This window comes from Geodermatophilus sp. SYSU D00965 (assembly GCF_054050075.1).
The window spans coordinates 116,350-136,116 of record NZ_JBJGYQ010000003.1; the positions used below are offsets into that span (position 1 = coordinate 116,350).

At 76.6% G+C, this 19,767-nt stretch carries 17 protein-coding genes; 2 read left to right on the forward strand and 15 right to left on the reverse strand.

Translation table 11 applies throughout. The annotated features are described in order from the left end of the window. Positions 1-6: 6 nt before the first annotated feature. Complete coding sequence (locus ACI789_RS03600) at positions 7-1,167, reverse strand: DNA polymerase III subunit delta' (protein ID WP_457006763.1); 1,161 nt, start codon at positions 1,165-1,167, stop codon at positions 7-9. Then, on the reverse strand, positions 1,164-1,844 hold the full coding sequence (gene tmk, locus ACI789_RS03605) for a dTMP kinase (RefSeq protein WP_457006764.1): 681 nt from the start codon (positions 1,842-1,844) through the stop codon (positions 1,164-1,166). The genes ACI789_RS03600 and tmk overlap by 4 nt, the downstream gene beginning before the upstream one ends. A gap of 101 nt (positions 1,845-1,945) precedes the next feature. On the opposite strand from tmk, the gene ACI789_RS03610 reads away from it, so the two are divergent. Then, positions 1,946-2,761, forward strand: a complete 816-nt coding sequence (locus ACI789_RS03610) for a trans-aconitate 2-methyltransferase (RefSeq protein WP_457006765.1) — start codon at positions 1,946-1,948, stop codon at positions 2,759-2,761. Here the strand turns inward: ACI789_RS03610 and ACI789_RS03615 are convergent. The 6 genes from ACI789_RS03615 to ACI789_RS03640 form a co-directional block, all read right to left on the reverse strand. Further along, positions 2,754-3,506, reverse strand: a complete 753-nt coding sequence (locus ACI789_RS03615) for a hypothetical protein (protein ID WP_457006766.1) — start codon at positions 3,504-3,506, stop codon at positions 2,754-2,756. The genes ACI789_RS03610 and ACI789_RS03615 overlap by 8 nt on opposite strands. Before the next feature lie 196 nt (positions 3,507-3,702). Next, the gene (locus ACI789_RS03620; protein ID WP_457006767.1) at positions 3,703-4,473 is read right to left on the reverse strand and encodes a class I SAM-dependent methyltransferase; all 771 of its coding nucleotides are present in this window, start codon (positions 4,471-4,473) and stop codon (positions 3,703-3,705) included. Between the two features lie 5 nt (positions 4,474-4,478). Further along, entirely contained in the window at positions 4,479-7,376 is a 2,898-nt protein-coding gene (topA, locus tag ACI789_RS03625; RefSeq protein ID WP_457006768.1) for a type I DNA topoisomerase, read from the reverse strand. A 197-nt stretch (positions 7,377-7,573) separates the two neighbouring features. Beyond that, the gene (locus tag ACI789_RS03630; protein ID WP_457006769.1) at positions 7,574-9,100 is read right to left on the reverse strand and encodes an alpha/beta hydrolase; all 1,527 of its coding nucleotides are present in this window, start codon (positions 9,098-9,100) and stop codon (positions 7,574-7,576) included. Beyond that, positions 9,097-9,414, reverse strand: coding sequence for a hypothetical protein (locus ACI789_RS03635; RefSeq protein WP_457006770.1), 318 nt, complete (start codon positions 9,412-9,414; stop codon positions 9,097-9,099). The genes ACI789_RS03630 and ACI789_RS03635 overlap by 4 nt, the downstream gene beginning before the upstream one ends. 170 nt (positions 9,415-9,584) lie before the next feature. Next, positions 9,585-11,843: a sodium-translocating pyrophosphatase gene (locus ACI789_RS03640; protein WP_457006771.1), complete on the reverse strand. Its 2,259-nt coding sequence runs from the start codon at positions 11,841-11,843 to the stop codon at positions 9,585-9,587. A gap of 283 nt (positions 11,844-12,126) precedes the next feature. Between ACI789_RS03640 and ACI789_RS03645 the strand changes: the two genes are divergently transcribed. Continuing rightward, complete coding sequence (locus ACI789_RS03645; RefSeq protein WP_457006772.1) at positions 12,127-14,682, forward strand: DEAD/DEAH box helicase; 2,556 nt, start codon at positions 12,127-12,129, stop codon at positions 14,680-14,682. A gap of 18 nt (positions 14,683-14,700) precedes the next feature. On the opposite strand, the gene ACI789_RS03650 is transcribed toward ACI789_RS03645, so the two are convergent. The 7 genes from ACI789_RS03650 to ssd all read right to left on the reverse strand — a co-directional run bounded on the left by ACI789_RS03650 (position 14,701) and on the right by ssd (position 19,668). Beyond that, a complete protein-coding gene (locus ACI789_RS03650) occupies positions 14,701-15,087 on the reverse strand; it encodes an Rv3654c family TadE-like protein (protein WP_457006773.1) in 387 nt (128 codons plus the stop codon). Beyond that, entirely contained in the window at positions 15,084-15,431 is a 348-nt protein-coding gene (locus ACI789_RS03655; protein ID WP_457006774.1) for a TadE family type IV pilus minor pilin, read from the reverse strand. Before ACI789_RS03655 ends, ACI789_RS03650 begins: the two co-directional genes overlap by 4 nt. 71 nt (positions 15,432-15,502) lie before the next feature. Beyond that, complete coding sequence (locus ACI789_RS03660) at positions 15,503-15,793, reverse strand: DUF4244 domain-containing protein (protein ID WP_457006775.1); 291 nt, start codon at positions 15,791-15,793, stop codon at positions 15,503-15,505. Positions 15,794-15,921: 128 nt separating this feature from the next. After that, entirely contained in the window at positions 15,922-16,644 is a 723-nt protein-coding gene (locus ACI789_RS03665; RefSeq protein ID WP_457006776.1) for a type II secretion system F family protein, read from the reverse strand. Then, a complete protein-coding gene (locus tag ACI789_RS03670) occupies positions 16,641-17,426 on the reverse strand; it encodes a type II secretion system F family protein (protein WP_457006777.1) in 786 nt (261 codons plus the stop codon). The genes ACI789_RS03665 and ACI789_RS03670 overlap by 4 nt, the downstream gene beginning before the upstream one ends. Next, entirely contained in the window at positions 17,423-18,574 is a 1,152-nt protein-coding gene (locus ACI789_RS03675; RefSeq protein ID WP_457006778.1) for a TadA family conjugal transfer-associated ATPase, read from the reverse strand. Before ACI789_RS03675 ends, ACI789_RS03670 begins: the two co-directional genes overlap by 4 nt. Further along, entirely contained in the window at positions 18,571-19,668 is a 1,098-nt protein-coding gene (gene ssd, locus ACI789_RS03680) for a septum site-determining protein Ssd (protein WP_457006779.1), read from the reverse strand. The genes ACI789_RS03675 and ssd overlap by 4 nt, the downstream gene beginning before the upstream one ends. Positions 19,669-19,767 lie beyond the last annotated feature (99 nt).

Here is a 19,767-nt window from a genome sequence, read left to right on the forward strand (position 1 = left end):
CCTTCCTCATGCCGGCAACCGGAGCGCCACGGTGAGCGCCTCCACCGCGATCTGCGGCTTCACGTTCTGCTCGAGGGCCGTGCGGCAGGCCAGGACGGCGTCGATGCGGCGCAGCGCCCCCTCGGGCCCGATCCGCCGCGCCAGCTCCTCGGCGTCCGCCCGCCGGTCGGGGTGGTTCAGCGGCAGCGGCTCGGACGGCGCCGACACGAGGACCAGCGCGTCCCGGTAGAGCCCGGCGAGGTCGACGAGGGCCCGGTCGAGCGAGTCCCGTCCCAGGCGGGTGGCCCGGGACTTCTGCCGCTTCTCCAGCTCCTTCAGCTGGCCTGCGGTGCCCCGGCTGGCCGCGGCGACACCCGGACCTCGGGCACCCACCCCCAGGCTGACCTTGAGCGCCTCGGTCTCGGCACCGTCGAGGGCCTCGGTCGCCGCGGTGGTCTCCTCCTGGGCCGCCCCGACCAGGTCGTCGGCGGCGTTGAGGCAGGCCGCCAGCGAGACCAGGGACAGCGGGACGTCCAGCACGGCCTTGCGCGCCAGTCGCGCGTCCTCGTCCCGAGCAAGCCGCCGAGCGCGTCCGATGTGGCCCCCGCAGGCGCCGGCGGCCCAGGCCGCCATCGCCGGGTCGATGCCGTCCCGGCGGACCAGCACGTCGCCGATGGCCTCCGCCGTCGGGGTGCGCAGGGTCATGACCCGGCACCGTGAGCGGATGGTGACCTTGACGTCGTCGGGGTGCAGGCTCGGCGCGCACAGCATGACCACGGTCCGCGGCGGTGGCTCCTCGATCATCTTCAGCACCGCGTTGGCCGCACTCTCGCTCATGCGGTCGGCGTCCTCGACGATGATCATCTGCCACCGCCCCTGGGACGGCGCCCGGCCGGCCACGCGCACCAGTTCCCGGGCCTCGAGGACACCGATCGACAGCCCCTCGGGGTTGATGACCGTGACGTCGGCGTGGGTGCCGGAGAGCACCGTCCGGCACTCGTGGCAGGTGCCGTCGCCGCCGTTCGGGCACTGCAGCGCGGCGGCGAAGGCCCGGGCGGCCACCGAGCGGCCGGAGCCGGGCGGCCCGGTGAACAGCCACGCGTGGGTCATCGCCGCCGGGGAGGCAACCGCCGACTGCAGCTCGGCGACGACGGTCGGCTGGCCGATCACGTTCTCCCAGACGCTCACGCGCGCACCGCCAGCAGGGCGCCGACGCGGGCGCGGACGTCGGCGGCGAGGTCGTCGACCGGCCGGGTGGCGTCCAGCACGAGGTAGCGGCCGGGGTCGGCGTCGGCCAGCGCGCGGAACGTCGTCCGCACCCGCTGGTGGAAGTCCAGCGACTCGGATTCCAGCCGGTCGGCGACCGCCCGGCCGCGGGCGCGGGCCAGCCCGGTCTCCGGCGGGAGGTCCAGCAGCACGGTCAGGTCGGGGCGCAGGCCCTCGGTCGCCCAGCGGGAGATCGCCGCGACGTCGTCCATCGGGATGGTCCGCCCCGCGCCCTGGTAGGCCAGCGAGCTGTCGACGTAGCGGTCGGTGATCACCACCTCCCCCGCGGCGAGCGCCGGCCGCAGGACGGCGTGCGCGTGCTGGGCCCGGTCGGCGGCGTAGAGCAGCGCCTCCGCGCGCGGCGACAGACCGGTGTGGGCGCGGTCGAGCACGATGGCGCGGATCGCGGCGCCGGCCGGCGTCCCGCCCGGTTCGAGGGTCGCCCGCGCGGTGCGCCCCTGGCCGGCGAGCCACTCGCACAGCAGCCGCACCTGGGTGGACTTCCCCGCGCCCTCGCCGCCCTCGAAGGCGATGAACAGGCCGGGCGGTGTCGCGCCGTCGGCCGCGACGGACAGGGCGGGCGGACCGTCGTCGGACACGGGGATCGCGGGCTCCAGTCGGGCGGGGAGAGGGTGCGGCCGCCACGGTACCGGGGCGGGACGACGGTCCCGGGCCTGGCGCGCGGCCCTACGGTCGGCCCGTGACGAGCACCGCCGCCTGGGACCCGGCCGGCTACCTCCGCTTCGCGGGAGAGCGCGCCCGCCCGTTCGCCGACCTGCTGGCCCGGGTGGGCGCCGAGGACCCCCGGGTGGTCGTCGACCTCGGCTGCGGGGAGGGCGCGCTCACCGCCTCGCTGGCCGGCCGCTGGCCCGGGGCACGGGTCACCGGGGTGGACTCCTCGCCGGAGATGCTCGCCGCGGCGGCCGCGCACGCCGTCCCCGGACGGGTGGGGTTCGCGCTGGGGGACGTGCGGAACTGGGCACCGGAGGAGCCGGTCGACGTCCTCGTGACCAACGCGGTGCTGCACTGGGTGCCCGGACACGCCGACCTGCTGCGCCGGTGGGCCGGGCAGCTGGCGCCGGGCGGGTGGCTGGCGCTGCAGGTGCCCGGCAACTGGCGGGCCCCGACGCACACCCTGCTGGCCGCGCTGTGCCGGTCGACGCGCTGGGCGGGGCTGCTCACCGGCGCCGCCCCCACCGAGGACGCCGTCCTGGACCCCGCCGGCTACCTGGACGTGCTGACCGGCGCGGGGCTGGCCGCCGACGTGTGGGAGACGACCTACCTGCACGTCCTCACCGGCAGCGACCCGGTGCTGCACTGGGTGCGCAGCACGGTGCTGCGACCGGTGCTCGCCCTGCTCGAGGAGGACGACGCCGCCGAGCTGACCGCCGAGTACGCGACGGCGCTGCGGGTGGCCTATCCGGCCCGCGCCGACGGCACCACCGTGCTGCCGTTCCGGCGGGTGTTCGCGGTGGGCCGGGCGCCGGTCCCGGCCGATCGAGCCGCCGTCAGGTGATCGAGGTGGTCAGGCAGCCGGGCACCCCGCCGTCGGCCCCGCGCTCGAAGGCGTCGGTGCGCTCCTGGGCGCTGCCGTGGATCTCCACCTGCTCCTGGCCGTTCTCGTCGACGTAGACGGTCCCCCAGGGGACGTCGCTGGCGACCGCGGCCAGGGAGTCGACGAACTCCTGGCTGTCGCCGTCCTCCAGGGTCAGCGAGCCGTCGTCGACGGCGCCCTGCAGCGCGGCGCCCGCCAGGCAGTCGGCCTGCAGCTCGTAGGCCTCGTCGACCAGCGCGGGATCGATCCGGGCGGTGACCGCGTGCGCCCACTCGTGAGCCACGACCAGGTACACGAAGGCGTCGCCGAGCTGCTCGGACTGCATCATCAGGTCGACCTCGAAGGCCAGGAAGTCGCCGACTCCGCAGTACCAGGCGTTCTCGCCCTGCAGGAGGACCTCGCCGCAGTACACCTCCTCCGCCGGGTAGTCGTAGAGCCCGGGGGCGCGGGAGCCCTCGACCAGCGAGGGGGCGGTGTAGCGGCCGGGGAAGTAGTCGTTCCAGTGGGCGGCCCACCAGGCGTCGACGGTGTCCAGGGCCACCTGGTAGTCGGTGTCGAAGTCGTCGCCGGGGCTGATGCTCGGGACGGCCGCGGGCTCGTCCGGCGGCGCGGCCAGTCCGCCGGTGTCGGCCGCGGCGGGGGTCGCCACCCCGACCAGGACGGCGGTTGCGAGGGTCATCAGCACGCGGCCTGCGCGAGTCGGCATGGCAGCCTCCCGTGGACGGTCGAAGCAGGCTAGGGACACCCGCCCGGGCCCCCGCAAGCTCCCCGCCGGGAGCCGGCGACCCTCACCGATCCGGAACTGGCGCGTTCATGACCGTTCGTGGTCGGGCGGCCCCGGTCCGTCGAGGGAGGGTCGGGCCTCGGTTCGCGGCGGTGGGCGTCGGCTCACGGCGCTGGCGTCAGCTCGCGGCTGGGGTGAGCCGGTAGGCGTCGGTGCGGTAGGGCAGCTCGACCAGGTCCCGGCCGCGGGTGTCGGGGTGGGTGTCGAGCACCGCGCGGACCTCCGCCAGGAACGCCGCGCGCCGGGCGTCGTCCATCGTGGCGACGTAGCTGCGGGTGGCGATCCCGTCGACCACCTGCTGCGGTGTGACCCGCTGGACGATGCCGGACCGGAACCGCTCGATGGGGGCGCCGAGCTCACGGGCGAACTCCTCGACGACCCGCTGGTCGGCCTCGTGGTCGCGGGACTCCGCGCTGAGCACCTCCCCGAGCGCGCCGACCCACGGCACCTGCTCGTCCCGGGTGTTCCAGACCAGTCCCACGACCCCGCCGGGACGCAGCACCCGCCGCATCTCCGCCGCCGCGGGGACGGGCTGGAACCAGTGCGCGGCCTGCCCGGCGACGACGGCGTCCACGGCCGCGTCGGGCAGCGGCACGCTCTCGGCGCCGCCGACCAGCGCCGCGACCTCCGGGTGGCGGGCGCGCAGCTCGGCCAGCATCCCCTCGGCCGGGTCGACGGCGACGACCTCGTGACCGGCGGCGAGCAGGACGCCGGTGAGCAGCCCGGTGCCCGCGCCGAGGTCGAGCACCCGGCGCGGGCGCTCGCCGAGCAGGAAGGCGACCGCGTCGGCCGGATAGGTCGGCCGCAGCGCGGCGTAGCCGGCCGCGACGGAGCCGAAGGAGCTCCGCCGGGCCTGCCAGTCCGCCGGGTCGAGGTCTCCGGTGGGCACCGGCCTCAGCCGGCCGGGACGGCGTCGCTGCCGGCGGCGGTCTTCTTCGCCGTGGCCTTCGTCGCCGTGGCCTTCGTCGCCGTGGCCTTCGTCGCCGTCGTCTTCTTCGCCGCGGTGGCCTTGGTGGCCGTCGTCTTCTTCGCCGCCGCCTTCTTCTTCGTGGCCTTCTTGGTGGTCGGCCGGGCGCGCCGGTCGGCGAGCAGCTCGGCAGCGCGCTCGAGGGTGATGCTCTCGACGTCGTCGCCCTTGCGCAGGCTGGCGTTGGTCTCGCCGTCGGTCACGTAGGGCCCGAACCGGCCCTCCCGGACGGTGATGGCGCCCTGGCTGACCGGGTCGGGACCGAGCTCCTTCAGCGGGGCCGCGGCGGCACGGCGGCCCCGCTGCTTGGGCTGCGCGAAGATCGCCAGCGCCTCGTCGAGGGTGACGGTGAACAGCCGGTCCTCGGACTCCAGCGACCGCGAGTCGCTGCCCTTCTTCAGGTAGGGCCCGTAGCGGCCGTTGAGCGCCTGGATCTCCTCGCCGTCCGGCGCCGAGCCGACCGTGCGCGGCAGCGTCAGCAGCTTGAGGGCGTCGTCGAGGGTCACCGTCTCCGGCGACATCGAGGAGAACAGGCTCGCCGTCCGCGGAGCCTCCTTGCCGCCCTCCGGGACGACCGTCGTGACGTAGGGCCCGTAGCGGCCGGCCTTGACCACGACCGGGAGGCCGGACTCCGGGTCGGTCCCCAGCTCGCGGTCACCGGAGGGGGCCGCGAGCAGCTCCTCGACCTTCTCCTGGGTCAGCTCGTCGGGGGCGAGGTCCTCCGGCAGGCTGACCCGCGGGCCCTCCTCACCGCCGACCTGCAGGTAGGGGCCGTAGCGGCCGACGCGGACGACGACCGGCTCACCGCCGGGCCCGGTGGCGCGCAGCGGGATGGAGTTGACCCCGCGGGCGTCGATCTCCTCCAGCCGCTGGCCGATGACCTGCTTGAGACCGCCGGACTTCGCGATCGCCCCCGCGTGCCGCCCCTCGCCGCCGAAGTAGAACTCGGTGAGCCAGTCGACGCGGCGCAGGTCGCCGGCGGCGATCTCGTCGAGCTCCTCCTCCAGGCTGGCCGTGAAGTCGTAGTCGACGAGCTGGGCGAAGTGCTGCTCGAGGAGGTTCACCACGGCGAAGGCCACGAAGGAGGGCACCAGCGCGGCGCCCTTCTTCCAGACGTACCCGCGGTCCTGGATGGTCTGCATGATCGACGCGTACGTCGACGGCCGGCCGATGCCCAGCTCCTCGAGCCGGGCGACCAGGCTCGGCTCGGTGTAGCGCGACGGCGGGGTGGTGGTGTGCCCCTTGGCCTCCAGCTGCCGGGTGTCGAGCTGCTGCCCGCGCTCCAGGCGGGGCAGCCGCCGCTCGGCGTCGTCGCTGCCGTGGTCGTCGTCGGTGGCGCCCTCGTCGCGGGACTCCACGTAGGCGCGGAGGAACCCGGGAAAGGTGATGGTCCGGCCGCTGGCGGTGAACTCGACCGCCTCGTCGGTGCTGCTGCGGCCGGCCAGGCGGATGCTCACCGTCTGCCCGACGGCGTCGGCCATCTGCGAGGCGACGGTGCGCTGCCAGATCAGCTCGTAGAGCCGGAACTCGTCGCGGGCCAGCTGCCCGGCGAGCTGGCCGGGGGTGCGGAAGCTGTCGCCGGCGGGCCGGATCGCCTCGTGCGCCTCCTGCGCGCCCTTGGCCTTCTTGGCGTACCGGCGCGGCTCGGCGGGGACGAAGGCGTCGCCGTAGAGCTGGCGCGCCTGGGTGCGGGCGGCGTTGATCGCCTCGTTGGAGAGGTTGGTCGAGTCGGTCCGCATGTAGGTGATGTGGCCGTTCTCGTACAGCCGCTGGGCCACCCGCATGACCTGCGCCGAGGACCAGCCGAGCTTGCGCCCGGCCTCCATCTGCAGCGTGGAGGTGGTGAACGGCGCGTACGGACGCCGGCGGTAGGGCTTCTCGTCGACCCGGCTGACGGTGACCTGGCGGCCCTCGAGACGGGCGGCCAGGCCGCGGGCGCCGGCCTCGTCGAGGTGCACGACGTCGCCGGTGACCCGCCCGGTGGCGGGGTCGAAGTCGCGGCCGGTGGCGACCCGGCTGTCGTCGACGCTGACGAGCTTGGCCCGCAGTGTCGTGGGCTCGCCCTCGTCGGCGCCGGCGCGCTGGCCGGTCACGGCGAAGGTGCCCTCCAGCGACCAGTAGTCGGCCGAGTGGAAGGCCATGCGCTCCCGCTCACGCTCCACGACGATCCGCGTGGCCACCGACTGGACCCGGCCGGCCGAGAGCTTGGGCAGGACCTTCTTCCACAGCACCGGGCTGACCTCGTAGCCGTAGAGGCGGTCGAGGATCCGACGGGTCTCCTGGGCGTCGACCAGCGCGGTGTCCAGCTCCCGCGGGTTGGCCACCGCCCGGGCGATCGCCTCCGGGGTGATCTCGTGGAACACCATGCGGCGCACCGGCACCCGCGGCTTGAGGGTGTCGACGAGGTGCCACGCGATGGCCTCGCCCTCGCGGTCCTCATCGGTGGCGAGGTAGACCTCGCTGGCGTCCTTGACCAGCTGCTTGAGCCGGCTGACCTGCTGCTTGCGGTCGGGGCTGACCACGTAGAGCGGCTCGAAGGCGTTGTCGACGTCCACGCCGAGGCGGGCCCAGGAGGCGCCCTTGTGCTCGGCGGGCACGTCGGCGGCGTTGCGCGGGAGGTCGCGGATGTGCCCGACGCTGGCCTCGACGACGTAGCCGTTGCCGAGGTAGCCCGCGATCTTCCCGGCCTTGGTGGGCGACTCCACGATGACCAGCGGCCGTCCGCCGCCGGCCGCCGCGGTCCGCCGGCGGGCAGGCGTGCTCGTGCCACCGGCCGTCCGGCCGGCGGTCTGGCTGCCGTTGTTCGCGGTCTTCGTGGGGGCCACGGTGCTCCTGTCGGTGCTGCTCGGTGCAGGCGCCGGCGGTTCGGCGCCGGGTGGCGCGGTTGCTGCGCGTACACCCTCGGCGACGCCACGGTAGGCCACGACCCCGACGCGGAGCCGTCCGGCGACCCGCCGTGGGCGTGCCGTCCCCCGCTCCAATGGCCGGGGACGCCCCCGTGTTCCCGGGCCCGCCGTGTCGCTCACCCCGGCTCCCGCGTCCCCGTGACCGCCTCACCGATCGCCGCGACGGTCGGGCGGTCGAGGTCGTAGTACTCGGTGTGCCAGGTGTCCCAGTCGGTGGGCAGCTCCGTGGCGCCGAAGCCGGGGCCGTCGGTCTGCCGGCCGTGCCAGTCGAGGAACCAGGGAACGGGGTCGAGGATGGACGAGGCCTCGTACACCTCGTCGACCTCCAGGTCGGCGGCCCGGTTGTCCATTCCCGGGCTGGCGACCAGGACGACCGTGTCGGCGGCGAACCGGCCCGGCGCGTCGACGGCCCGGTCGATGAGGACGTTGCCGTAGCTGTGCCCGATGACCGTCGTGCGCGGCTGGTTCCCTCCCCCGTGGGCCCGGGAGGCGGCGAGCCCGTCGAGGGCCCGGTCCAGTGCCGGGCCGCCCGCGTTGGCGTAGCTCGTGGACAGGGCCGCGGCCAGGTTCGGCGGCGTGCGGTACGCCATCCAGGCGATCGTCGCGACCGACGCCGCGGGAGCCGCGGCCGCCGCGGCGTCGGCGACCGCCTCGGCGTCGTCCGCCAGGTCGCCCAGGTCCTCGGCGGGCTCGTTGCCCGTTCCCGGCACGAGCAGGGCCACCGAGTCGGCGGTGTCCACGTCCCCCAGACCCAGCGCCACCAGCCCCTGCTGCGGCTGGAACTGGAGCAGTTGCACCGCCTCGCCGGCGGCTTCCCGCTCTGCGATCTCGGCGGCCACGGACACCGCGACGTCGTGCCCCGCCGCGGCCGGCTCGGCGACGACCTCCTCGAGGTAGCGGCGGTTGGCCTCGTCGCGGGCCCACCCCGGCAGGCCGTCGAGCGAGCCGATGAGCACGGGCGTCCGGGCGGAGGCCTGCTCACGCTCCGCCGTGGAGAGCCCTGCCCACCACGCAGCCGCCTCCTCCGGGGAGGCCGAGAGCAGGTTCGTGGGGTGCTGTGCCCGCGGCTGCGGGACCAGATCGGCGAGGACGCCGAACCCGGCCGGACCGGTCGCCCGTCCGATGCCCACGGGGGCGAGGGCATCCGCCGCCGCCGTCGCGGCGACCCCGGCGCGCGCGGCGGCCTCCAGCGCCTCGGCCGCGAGCTCCTGCGCCCGGAGCACCGCGGCGGTCTGGTCGGCGTCGAGACCCGGCGCGAGCGCGAGGCCGCTGGCTGGTCCCAGCCCCACCAGCCGGCCGGCGTCGTCGAGCGTGACCGGGACGGCAGCCGCGGCGGCCAGCGCCTGCTCGGCCAGCTGCTGCGCCGTGTCGGCCGCACCGAGCAACTGCTGAGCCTCGTGCGAGGACTCGGTGAGGGCCGTGGTCACCGACGTCGCGACGGAGGAGACCTCGACCAGCGCAGCGGCGGCAGCCTGGGCGGCGGGGCCGTACCAGCACTGCGCGTCGTCCAGTGACCGGCCGACGGCCTCCATGCGGGCCCGCCAGGCCGGCAGCCGTCCGGCCACCGCGTCCAGGGTGAAGACCGCGCCGCGCAGGAGCGGGAGGTCCCACCCGGCGACCGCCACGAGCGGTGGGGCGCTCACCGCGGGGCCGTGCCCTGGCGGCGCGCGAGCAGCCGGTCGGACAGCGTCGCGTCGGTCAGCCGGTAGGAGTCGACCGCCGCCCGGAGGGTCCCCGCCAGGACGTCGGTGTGCTGGGCGAGCAGGTCGAGGAGGGTGCTCCACCCCGTGCCGGCCGCTCCCGCCTGCTCCCCGGCCTCCCCGCCGAGCGCCGTCCCCAGGGACACGGCGGTCGATCCGCACAGCCGGGCGTCGTCGGCCAACTCCGTGGCCAGGCGGGACAGCTCGTCGGCGAGGGCGTCGATGGCATCGAGCTGGGCGGTGATGGTTCCGGACAACGAGGACCTCCTGGCGGTCGGCCCGGTCCACCTGCGGGACCGGCGCGCCGGACGTTAGGGCGGCCCGAGGACCCACTGCCGCGGCTCGTCCACAGCCGCACCCGGTGTCCACAGAACGCGCCGGGATCCTCCGGCCGGCGCGGCGCCGGCCGGAGGATCCCGGCGTGCGTTCAGGGAGCGGTGGTGGTGAGGGTGCTGTCCGCCGGGCTCTCCGCGGTGCCGCCGACGACCACCGACCGCCGCTTGGAGACGACGACGGCGCCGACGATGATCGCGGCCGCCGCGAGGGCGATCACGACGCGGAGCGTGGTGTTCTGGTCCTGTCCGACCGACATGCTCACCACGGCCGGGGCGATGATCAGCGCCACCAGGTTCATCACCTTGATCAGCGGGTTGATCGCCGGTCCGGCGGTGTCCTTGAACGGGTCACCGACGGTGTCGCCGATGACCGTCGCGGCGTGCGCCTCGCTGCCCTTCCCGCCGAAGGCGCCGTCCTCGACCATCTTCTTGGCGTTGTCCCAGGCCCCGCCGGAGTTGGCGAGGAAGACGGCCATGAGGGTGCCCGCCGCGATCGCGCCGACCAGGTAGGCCGCGAGCGGGCCGAAACCGAGCCCGAAGCCGACCGCGACCGGGGCGAGCACGGCGAGCAGGCCCGGGGTGGCCAGCTCGCGCAGCGAGTCCTTGGTGCAGATGTCGACGACCGCGCTGTAGTCGGGCCGCTCGGTGTAGTCCATGATCCCCGGCCGGGTCCGGAACTGTTCGCGGACCTCGAAGACCACCCGCCCGGCCGCCCGGGAGACGGCGTTGATCGCCAGGCCGGAGAAGAGGAACACCACCGCGGCGCCGAGCACCGCGCCGACGACGTTGTCCGGCTCCACGAGGCTGAACGCCTGCCCGAGGTCGACTCCCTCGAGCGCCGCGCGGACCTGCTCGTTGTAGGAGCCGAACAGGGCGGTGGCGGCGAGCACGGCCGTCGCGATCGCGATGCCCTTGGTGATGGCCTTGGTGGTGTTGCCGACGGCGTCGAGGTCGGTGAGCACCCGGGCGCCGTCCTCGTCGAGGTCGCCGGACATCTCCGCGATGCCCTGGGCGTTGTCGCTGACCGGCCCGAAGGTGTCCATGGAGACGATGACCCCGGCGGTCGTCAGCAGGCCGCAGCCGGCGAGGGCGACGGCGTAGAGCGCGGCGCCGCCACCGACCAGGAACGCGCCGTAGACCGCACCGCCGATCAGCAGCGCCGCGTAGACCGCCGACTCCAGGCCCAGCGAGATGCCGGAGAGGACGACGGTCGCCGGCCCGGTGAGCGAGCTGCGGCCGACGTCGCGCACCGGCTTGCGGCTGGTCTCGGTGAAGTAGCCGGTGAGCAGCTGGATGGCCGCGGCGAGCACGATGCCCACCAGCACCGCGACGAAGCCCAGGACCTGCGGGCTCACCACGGAGTCGGGCACGTCGGCGACGCTCGGGAGCACGGTGAAGGCGGCGGCGGCGACCAGCACGAGCGAGACCACCGCGGAGGTGAAGAAGCCGCGGTTGATCGGGGCCAGCCCGCTGGAGTCGCCCTTGCCCGGGTTGCTGGCCAGGATGCCGACGACCGAGGCGATGACCCCGATCGCGGCGACGGTGAGCGGGAAGACCATCCCGACCGCCCCGAAGAAGACCTGGCCGAGGATCAGCGCGGCGACGAGGGTGACCGCGTAGGACTCGAACAGGTCGGCGGCCATGCCCGCGCAGTCGCCGACGTTGTCCCCGACGTTGTCGGCGATGGTGGCCGCGTTGCGCGGGTCGTCCTCGGGGATGCCCGCCTCGACCTTGCCGACGAGGTCCGCGCCGACGTCGGCGGCCTTGGTGAAGATGCCGCCGCCGACGCGCATGAACATGGCCAGCAGCGCACCGCCGAAGCCGAATCCCTCGAGGACGACGGGGGCGGTGTCGTTGTAGAGCAGGAGTGCCAGGGCTGCGCCGAAGAGGCCGAGGCCGACGGTGATCATCCCGCAGACGCCGCCGGTGCGGTACGCGATGCGGAAGGCCGGCCGGTAGCCACCGGTGCGGGCCGCCGCGGCCACGCGGACGTTGCCGCGGGTGGCCAGGGTCATCCCGATGAACCCGACCGTCGCCGAGAACAGCGCCCCGATGAGGAAGAACAGCGCCCGGCCGATGCGGGTCCCCCACCCGCCGTCGTGCACCGGGAGGACGAGGAGCAGCAGGAAGACGATGACGGCGAAGACGCCCAGGGTGCGGAACTGCCTGCGCAGGTACGCCGCCGCACCCTCCTGCACCGCCCTGGCGATGTCGCGCATCGTCGGCGTCCCCTGGTCGGCGGCCATGACGGCGCGCACCAGGTAGGCGGCGAAGGCGAGGGCGGCGATGGATATGGCGAGGACGATCGTCACGAGGACGATGTCCCCACCGGAGAGTGCACTGTCCGGCATGTGTTTCCTCCAAGCGGTCGGCTGCCCCCGGGGCCCACCTGCGCTCCGGTCGGCGGAGGTCCACGTCCAGGTGTACGGGGGTCCGCACGCCTGCGCGCCGCGTGAGTGTAAGGGAGATCACAGGCTGTACCGACCCCTCGACGAACCGTTCGCGATCGCGCTTCTGGAGACCGGCCGGGGTTGCCGCGAGGTGTGACAGTGGAGGGGTGACCGAGCTCGCGAGGTCACCCAGAGACACAGCACCCGTGGGCGCGCGGACGACGAGCGCCAGCGAGGAGAACGCGTGACCACGCTCCACCCGGTCCGGTCGGCTCCCCCTCCCGGCACGGACCCTCTTCCCGGTGGGGTCCTCCCCGGCGCCGACCTGCTGGCCGCCCTGCTGGCCGGGACGCCGGAGGAGGAGCAGCCCGTCACCCACGTCCACCGGGTCCCGGTGCGGGAGAGCCGCACGCGACCGTGGCCGGAGTGGGTGAGCCCGCAGCTGCGCGAGCGGCTGGAGGCCCAGGGCCTGCACGCGCCCTGGCGCCACCAGGTGGAGGCCGCACGACTCGCCCGCGACGGGCAGCACGTGGTGGTGGCCACCGGGACCGCGTCGGGCAAGTCGCTGGCCTACCAGTTGCCGGCCCTGACCCGGCTGGCCGAGGACCCCCGCGCCTGCGTCCTCTACCTCGCGCCGACCAAGGCGCTGGCCCGCGACCAGCTCTCCTCGGTCGCCGCCCTGGCCGACCCCTCGGTGCGGCCGGCGGCCTACGACGGCGACACCCCGATGGAGGAGCGGGAGTGGGTCCGGCGGCACTCGCGCTGGATCGTCACGAACCCGGACATGCTGCACCGCGGCGTGCTGCCGGCCCACCAGCGGTGGTCGAGCACCCTGCGGCGGCTGGCCTACGTGGTGGTGGACGAGTGCCACTCCTACCGCGGGGTCTTCGGCTCGCACGTCGGCCACGTGCTGCGGCGGTTGCGGCGGATCTGCCGCCGCTACGGCGCCGACCCGGTGTTCCTGCTCGCCTCGGCCACCGTCGCCGAACCGGCCGCGGCCGCCAGCCGGCTGGTGGGCGCCCCGGTGGTCGCGGTCACCGAGGACGGCTCGCCCCGGCCGGGGGCCACCTTCGCGCTGTGGGAGCCGCCGCTGACCGAGCGCACCGGCGAGCACGGCGCCCCGCTGCGCCGGTCGGCCGCCGCGGACGCCGCGACGCTGCTGGCCGACCTCGTCGAGCGGGGCGCCCGGACGCTGGCGTTCGTCCGCTCCCGGCGCAGCGCCGAGTCCGTCGCCGAGCAGGCCCGGCGGGTGCTCGCGGACCGCGGCCGCGGGGACCTGGCCCGCCGCGTGGACTCCTACCGCGGCGGCTACCTGCCCGAGGAGCGGCGAGAGCTGGAGCGGGCGCTGTCGGCGGGGGAACTGCTCGGGGTCGCCACGACCAACGCCCTCGAGCTGGGCATCGACATCGCCGGGCTCGACGCCGTCGTCCTCGCCGGTTACCCCGGGACGCTGGCGTCGCTGTGGCAGCAGGCGGGCCGGGCCGGCCGGGCCCAGCGCGAGTCGTTGGTCGTCTTCGTCGCCCGGGACGACCCGCTGGACCACTACCTCGCCCACCACCCCCGGGCGGTGTTCGGGCGGCCGGTGGAGGCGACGGTCACCGACCCCACCAACCCCTACGTGCTCGGCCCGCAGCTGTGCTGCGCCGCCGCGGAGCTGCCCCTGCGCCCGGAGGACCTCGCCGAGTTCGGCGGCGCCGCGGCCGAGGCCCGCGTCGAGGAGTTGGTCGCCGAGGGGCTGCTCCGGCGCCGCCCGACCGGCTGGTACTGGGCCGGCCGCGGCCGTCCCGACGTCGACATTCGGGGCAGCGGCCTGGAACCGGTGACGATCATCGAGGGCGACACCGGACGGCTGCTGGGCACCGTGGACGGCGACGCCGCGCACGCGACCGTGCACACCGGAGCCGTGTACGTGCACCGCGGCGAGACCTACGTCGTGGACGAGTTCTGCGTCGAGGACGCCGTCGCCGCTGTGCACGCGGAGAGCCCCGACTGGACGACGGTCGCCCGCGACACCACCGACCTGTCCATCGTCTCGACCGACCGCTCGCGGCGCCTGGGCACCGTGACCGCCCACACCGGCGTGGTGGACGTCGTGAACCAGGTGGTCGCCTACCAGCGGCGGCGGCTGGGCACCGGCGAGGTCCTGGCGGAGTTCCCGCTCGACCTGCCCCCGCGCCAGCTGCGCACCCGCGCCGTCTGGCTGACCCTGAGCGAGCAGGCCGTGGCCCGGGCCGAGGTGGACGACGCGGCCCTGCCCGGTTCCCTGCACGCCGCGGAGCACGCGGCGATCGGCATCCTGCCGTTGCTGGCCACCTGCGATCGCTGGGACCTCGGCGGCGTCTCGACCGCGCTGCACCCGGACACCGGTGCGGCGACGGTCTTCGTCTACGACGGGCACCCCGGCGGCGCGGGGTTCACCGACCGCGGGTTCGACGCGCTGCGCCGCTGGCTGCAGGCCACCCGGGCCACGGTCGCCAGCTGCGAGTGCGAGAGCGGCTGCCCCTCCTGCGTGCAGTCGCCGAAGTGCGGCAACGGCAACGAGCCGCTGGACAAGGACGGCGCGGTCCGGGTGCTCGACGTCGTCCTGGACGAACTGGCCGTGGCCGCGGAGACCGGCGCGGCCACAGACGACGAGGAGGACCCGGACGACGCCGGTCCCGGGCCCGTCCAGGCGGGTCCCGGGCCGGTCCCCGCAGATCCTGGAGCCGCCCCGGCGACGGCCGGCGACCCGCCCTCCGCGCCCGGGGGTGCCACCGGGCGCCCGGCCGGGTCCCAGGACGAGGACGACCTCGTCTTCTGACGCTCTCGGTGCGTGGCGTCACGAGCCGGCGGCCGGACCAGGCAGCACCGGCCCGGCCCGGGCGCGGGCGGTGGCCGAGCCGGTGCCCAGCGGACCGAGGCGGACGCGGACCTCGACGGCGACCTCCACGACCGCGCCCGGGTCCACGCCGCAGTCGGTCAGGCGCGCACCGTTGGCCCGGACCACCCCGGCGGCCACTCCGCAGGCGTCGGAGCGCCCCCGCACGGCCGACTCCGCTCCGGCCAGGGCGGCCAGGTCGGCCGCGCCCGTCGCCCGGTGCCGGCCGACCACCGCCGAGCCGACCAGCACGACGGCCATCCCGATCGCGGCGAGCACCCCCGCCAGCGCGACCACCCACACGGTGGCCGATCCACGGTCCCCGGCGAGCCGACGTCGGGCGGTCATCCGGTCGCCGCCGACGGCTCGGCTCCCGGCTCCCGCTGGGCGACGGCGGTGGCCGAGACCCGCAGGCGCAGGGGCAGCGGACCCAGCGGCGACACCTCCGCGGCGACGGTCACCGCCACCGCCGTCCCGTCCTCGACCACCGTCGTCACCGCGCCGTCGGGTGCGGCGCGCCCCGCGAGGTCGACCACCAGCGCGGGAGCCTCGCCGCGGGCCGCGGCCCGGGCTCCCTCGCGGGCAGCGTCGACGCAGCGCAGCTGGGCGGCCACGACGGTCACCGCCGCCACCGCCCCGGCGAGGACGAGGAGCAGCACGGGCAGGACGACCGCGGTCTCGGCGGTCACCATCCCCGCCTCGCGGGCGTGCGGGGACCGCAGCCCTCCGAGGCGACGCCGCAGCCTCCGCGCCGGCACCACGGTCAGGAGAGGGTGGCCAGCGCGGAGGAGACGAGCTCGCCGAGCGCGTCGACGACCGAGCCGCCGGTGACCACGCGGTAGAGGACCGCCGCGAAGGCGCAGGCGGCCACGGTGCCGACCGCGTACTCGGCGGTGCTCATGCCGGCCTCGCCGGTGGCGCGGACCCTCGCCCAGCGGGCCCGGAGGGAGCCGCCGGTGGGGCGGGTGTCATCCGCCGCGTCGGAGGCGTCGTCGGCCGGGAGATCGGGCTCCGGCGTCTCGGGGACGAGGTGCGGGGACGGGTCGACGGTCATGGGTCCTCCTCGGTGTCGGGCCCGCCGTCCGGGCCGCTGCTGTCGACCCTCGCGGCGGCCGGGGGTCCGCCGGCCGGACCGGAGCCATCTGTGGACGGGGACGACCCCTGTGGACGGCCGTGCGGGGGTCAGCCGAAGACGTCGGCGGCGATGCCGAGGACCAAGGGCACGACGCCCAGGCAGAGGAAGGCCGGCAGGAAGCAGGCGCCGAGCGGCGCCAGCACCCACACCCCGGCCCGGCGGACGGCGGCGTCCCTGCGCCCCCGCGCCTCCGCACGGGTGTCCCCGGCCAGCGCGTGGAGGGCGGCCACGACCGCGGACCCCGACTCCCCGGCCCGGACCACGACCCGCCCGAGACCGGCCAGCTCCGGCGGGACGTCGTCCCACGCCCGCCGGGGTGGCGCGCCCAGCCGGTACAACCCGGCGACCGTCGCGAGCTCGGCGCCCAGCGGCGCCGGCAGGGCGCCGGCCACGGCGGCGAGCGCACGGCCGACGGGCAGGCCGGCCGCGAGGCACACCGCCAGGAGGTCGCAGGCCACCGGCAGGTCGGCGCCCAGCAGGGACGCCGACGACGTGTCCGCCCCGTCCCTCCCCCGCAGCAGCCGCTCCCCCACGACGCCGACCACCCCGGCGATCAGGACGCCCATCAGCCCGCCCACGAGCAGCCCTGCGGCCAGCCCCGCCGCCCCGGCGAGCAACCAGCGACGACGCGGCCCGGGAGGTGCCGGGGCGCCGGGGACCTGGCCCGGCTGCGGCACGGCGAGAGAGCGGGCGCGGGCGGCGACGACCGACCGGCCCGGTGACCAGACGACCAGCGCGGCGGCCAGGAGCAGGACCGCGGCGGAGCTCACCGCACGGCCCGGCGGACGAGGCGGGACGTCCAGGCCAGCCCGGCGGCCTCGAGCGCCGCGCCCGCGACCAGCAGGACCTGCCCGGTGGGCGTGGTGGTCAGCACGCGCCACGGGTCGGCGCCGATCCCGCTGCCCATCGCGAGGGCGAGGACCGGCAGCGCGGCCAGCAGCAGCGCACTGGCCCGGGACCCCGCCGTCGCCGAGCGCAGATCCGACCGCTGGCGGCGGCGGGCGCGCAGGTCGTCCTCGACGGCGGCGAGCACCGCGGCCAGCGAGCAGCCGGTCCGCTGGCTCAGCACCGCGGCCGCGGACACCCGCCGCAGCGCCTCTGCCAGTTCCCCGGGAAGGGCTCCGTCGTCGGAGGTCGGACTGCGGACCGCCCGGACCAGGGCCCGTCCGCTCTCCTCGTCGGCGCACGCACCTGCGGCGGCCGCGGCGGCGGCCTCCAGCGTCCGCCCGGCACGCAGCTCCGCGGCGAGCGCGGACAGCGCCTCGGCCAGGGCCGCCAGGCCCGCCTCGTCCCGCGCGGCGGCCCGGCGCCGCAGCTCGGCGCGGGCGAGGAGCACGGCGGCTCCTCCCGCCAGCGCCGCCACCAGCCAGGTGCTGGCGAGCAGTCCTGCGCCGGCTGCGGCGCAGCCCCAGACAATCGGCAGCGGCAGCGGAGGCAGGGACACCGGGGTCGCCCGCCGCCCGGACAGCTCGGCCCACCGCGCCCGGCGCACCGCCCGGCGGTCCGGCCACAGCAGGAGGGCGGCGCAGAGCAGCACCAGCGGGCCGGTCACCGGAGTGGCTCCCCCTCCGGTTCGAGGAGCTCGGCCAGCGGCCCGGCACCCGGGCACGGCCTCCCGTCGGCGCGCCAGCCGGGCTCCACGACGACGAGGTCGCCGGCGCGGCGGACCACGCCGATCTCGTCGACGCGGCGCCCTGACGGGGTGCGCCTCAGGTGCACGACCAGCGCGAGCGCGGCAGCCGCCTGGCTGTGCACCGCCAGCCGGTCCAGCCCCGCGGCCACGCCCAGGGCCTCCAGCCGTGCCGGCACCTCGGCCGGCCGGTTGGCGTGCAGCGTGCCGCAGCCCCCGTCGTGGCCGGTGTTGAGCGCGGCGAGGAGGTCGGTGACCTCGGCGCCGCGCACCTCGCCGACCACGAGCCGGTCCGGTCGCATGCGCAGCGCCTGCCGGACCAGGTCGCGCAGGGTCACCTCCCCGACCGCCTCGACGTTCGGTGGCCGGGTGGCCAGGCGGACCACGTGCGGGTGCGCCGGCGCCAGCTCGGGCGCGTCCTCGCACAGCACCAGCCGCTCCGACGGCGGGACCAGGCCCAGCAGGGCCGACAGCAGCGTCGTCTTGCCCGACCCGGTGCCGCCGGTCACCAGGAACGCCAGCCGGCGGGCGACGACGGCCGCGAGCAGGTCGGCCGACCGGCCGGGCAGCGTGCCGCGCGCCGCCAGCTCGGCCAGTGGCATCGACGCCCGGCGGAGCACCCGCAGGGACAGGCACGTGCCGCTGCCGGACACCGGCGGCAGCACGGCGTGCAGCCGCGTCCCGTCGGGCAGGCCGGCGTCCACCCACGGGGCGGCGTCGTCGAGCCGTCGCCCGGCCGCGGCGGCGAGCCGGACGGCGAGCCGGCGGACGGCGTCCTCGTCGGGGAACCGGACCGGCGTGCGTTCCAGCCCGGCCCCGCGGTCGACCCAGACCTCGTCGGCACCGTTGACCAGCACGTCGCTCACCCCGGGTTGCCGCAGCAGAGGCTCCAGCGGCCCTGCGCCGGCCAGCTCGTCCACCGCCTCGTGCACCGCGCGCAGCACCTCGTCGTCGGCCAGCAGCCCGCCGGACTCCTCCCGGACCACGGCCGCCACCGCGGCCCGCGTGGGCGCCTCCGGCTCCAGGGCCAGGCGGGCCCGGACCCGGTCGACGAGCGCCCCGCCGGTCACGCCGCGACCCCGGCGGGCGAGGACAGCTCCGCCAGCAGGAGGCGGGCCAGGGAGCCCAGGGGCGAGCGCGGCCCCAGGTGCGGGGGTTCCCCGCGCTCGCCGCGCGCCACCGCACTGCGGTCGTGCGCCAGCTCGGCGAGGACGGGGCGCCCGACGACGTCGGCGACCTCGTCCGCGGACAGCCCGCCGGGGACCGGCCGCGCGACCAGCCGCGCCGAGGACCAGGCCCCCGGGGTCCCGTCGGGGCGTGCCCCGACCAGCGAGCGCGCCGCCGATGCCGCGCGCAGCCGTCCGGGCACGACCAGCACCGACAGGTCCGCGTCGGCGAGCACCAGGTCGGCCACCTCCGGGCCGGCGGTGCGCGGGAGGTCGACGACCACCGGCCAGCCGCCGGCCCGGGCCGCCTCTGCCACGGCGCCGACCGCCGCGGCCGGGACCTCCGCCGGGGCGGCGCGGGAGGCGGAGAGCACGGACACGCCGGCCACCTCGGGCAGGGCCGCCATCAGCGCGTCGCCCGCGACCCGGCCCCGCAGGCCGGCCAGCTCCGGCCAGCGGAGCCCCTCGGCGCGCTCGGCGCCCAGGAGCAGGTCCAGGCCACCGCCGAAGCCGTCGGTGTCGACCAGCAGGACGCCGTCGGCCCCGGGCGCCGCGGCGAGGGCCACCGCGGCGGCGACCGTGCTGGCGCCCGCGCCGCCGCAGCTCCCGCCCACCACCACCAGCCGGCCGCGGTCGACCGGACGGCGCAGCGCCGAGCCCACCCGGGACAGCAGCCACTGCTCGTCGTCCGGCAGCACGACCACGCGTTCCGCGCCGAGCTCCACCGCCGCGGCCCAGGCCGGGGCGGGCAGCTCCGCCGGGGCCACGACCACGACCCCGGGCCGCCGGGGCAGCCCCCGCACCGGCCCGGTGGCGAGCACGTCGGCACCCAGCAGCACCAGCGGCGCCTCGCGGTGGGCCCGGCGCAGCGCCGGACCGCCGGTGGCCACCTCCGGTTCGGCGCCGGCGGCGGCCAGCACCCGCAGGAGGTCGTCGAGGAGCTCCTCGTCGGCACTGACGAGGAGGGGGCGGGCGGCGGGTGTCCGGAGGGCAGGCACGCGTCCAGCCCAGTGGGTACCGGTGCGGGGCGGGAGTGGCCGGCGGGATCTGTGGATGACTCGAAGGGATGTGGACGGCGCGCGATCCGCCGCACGGTC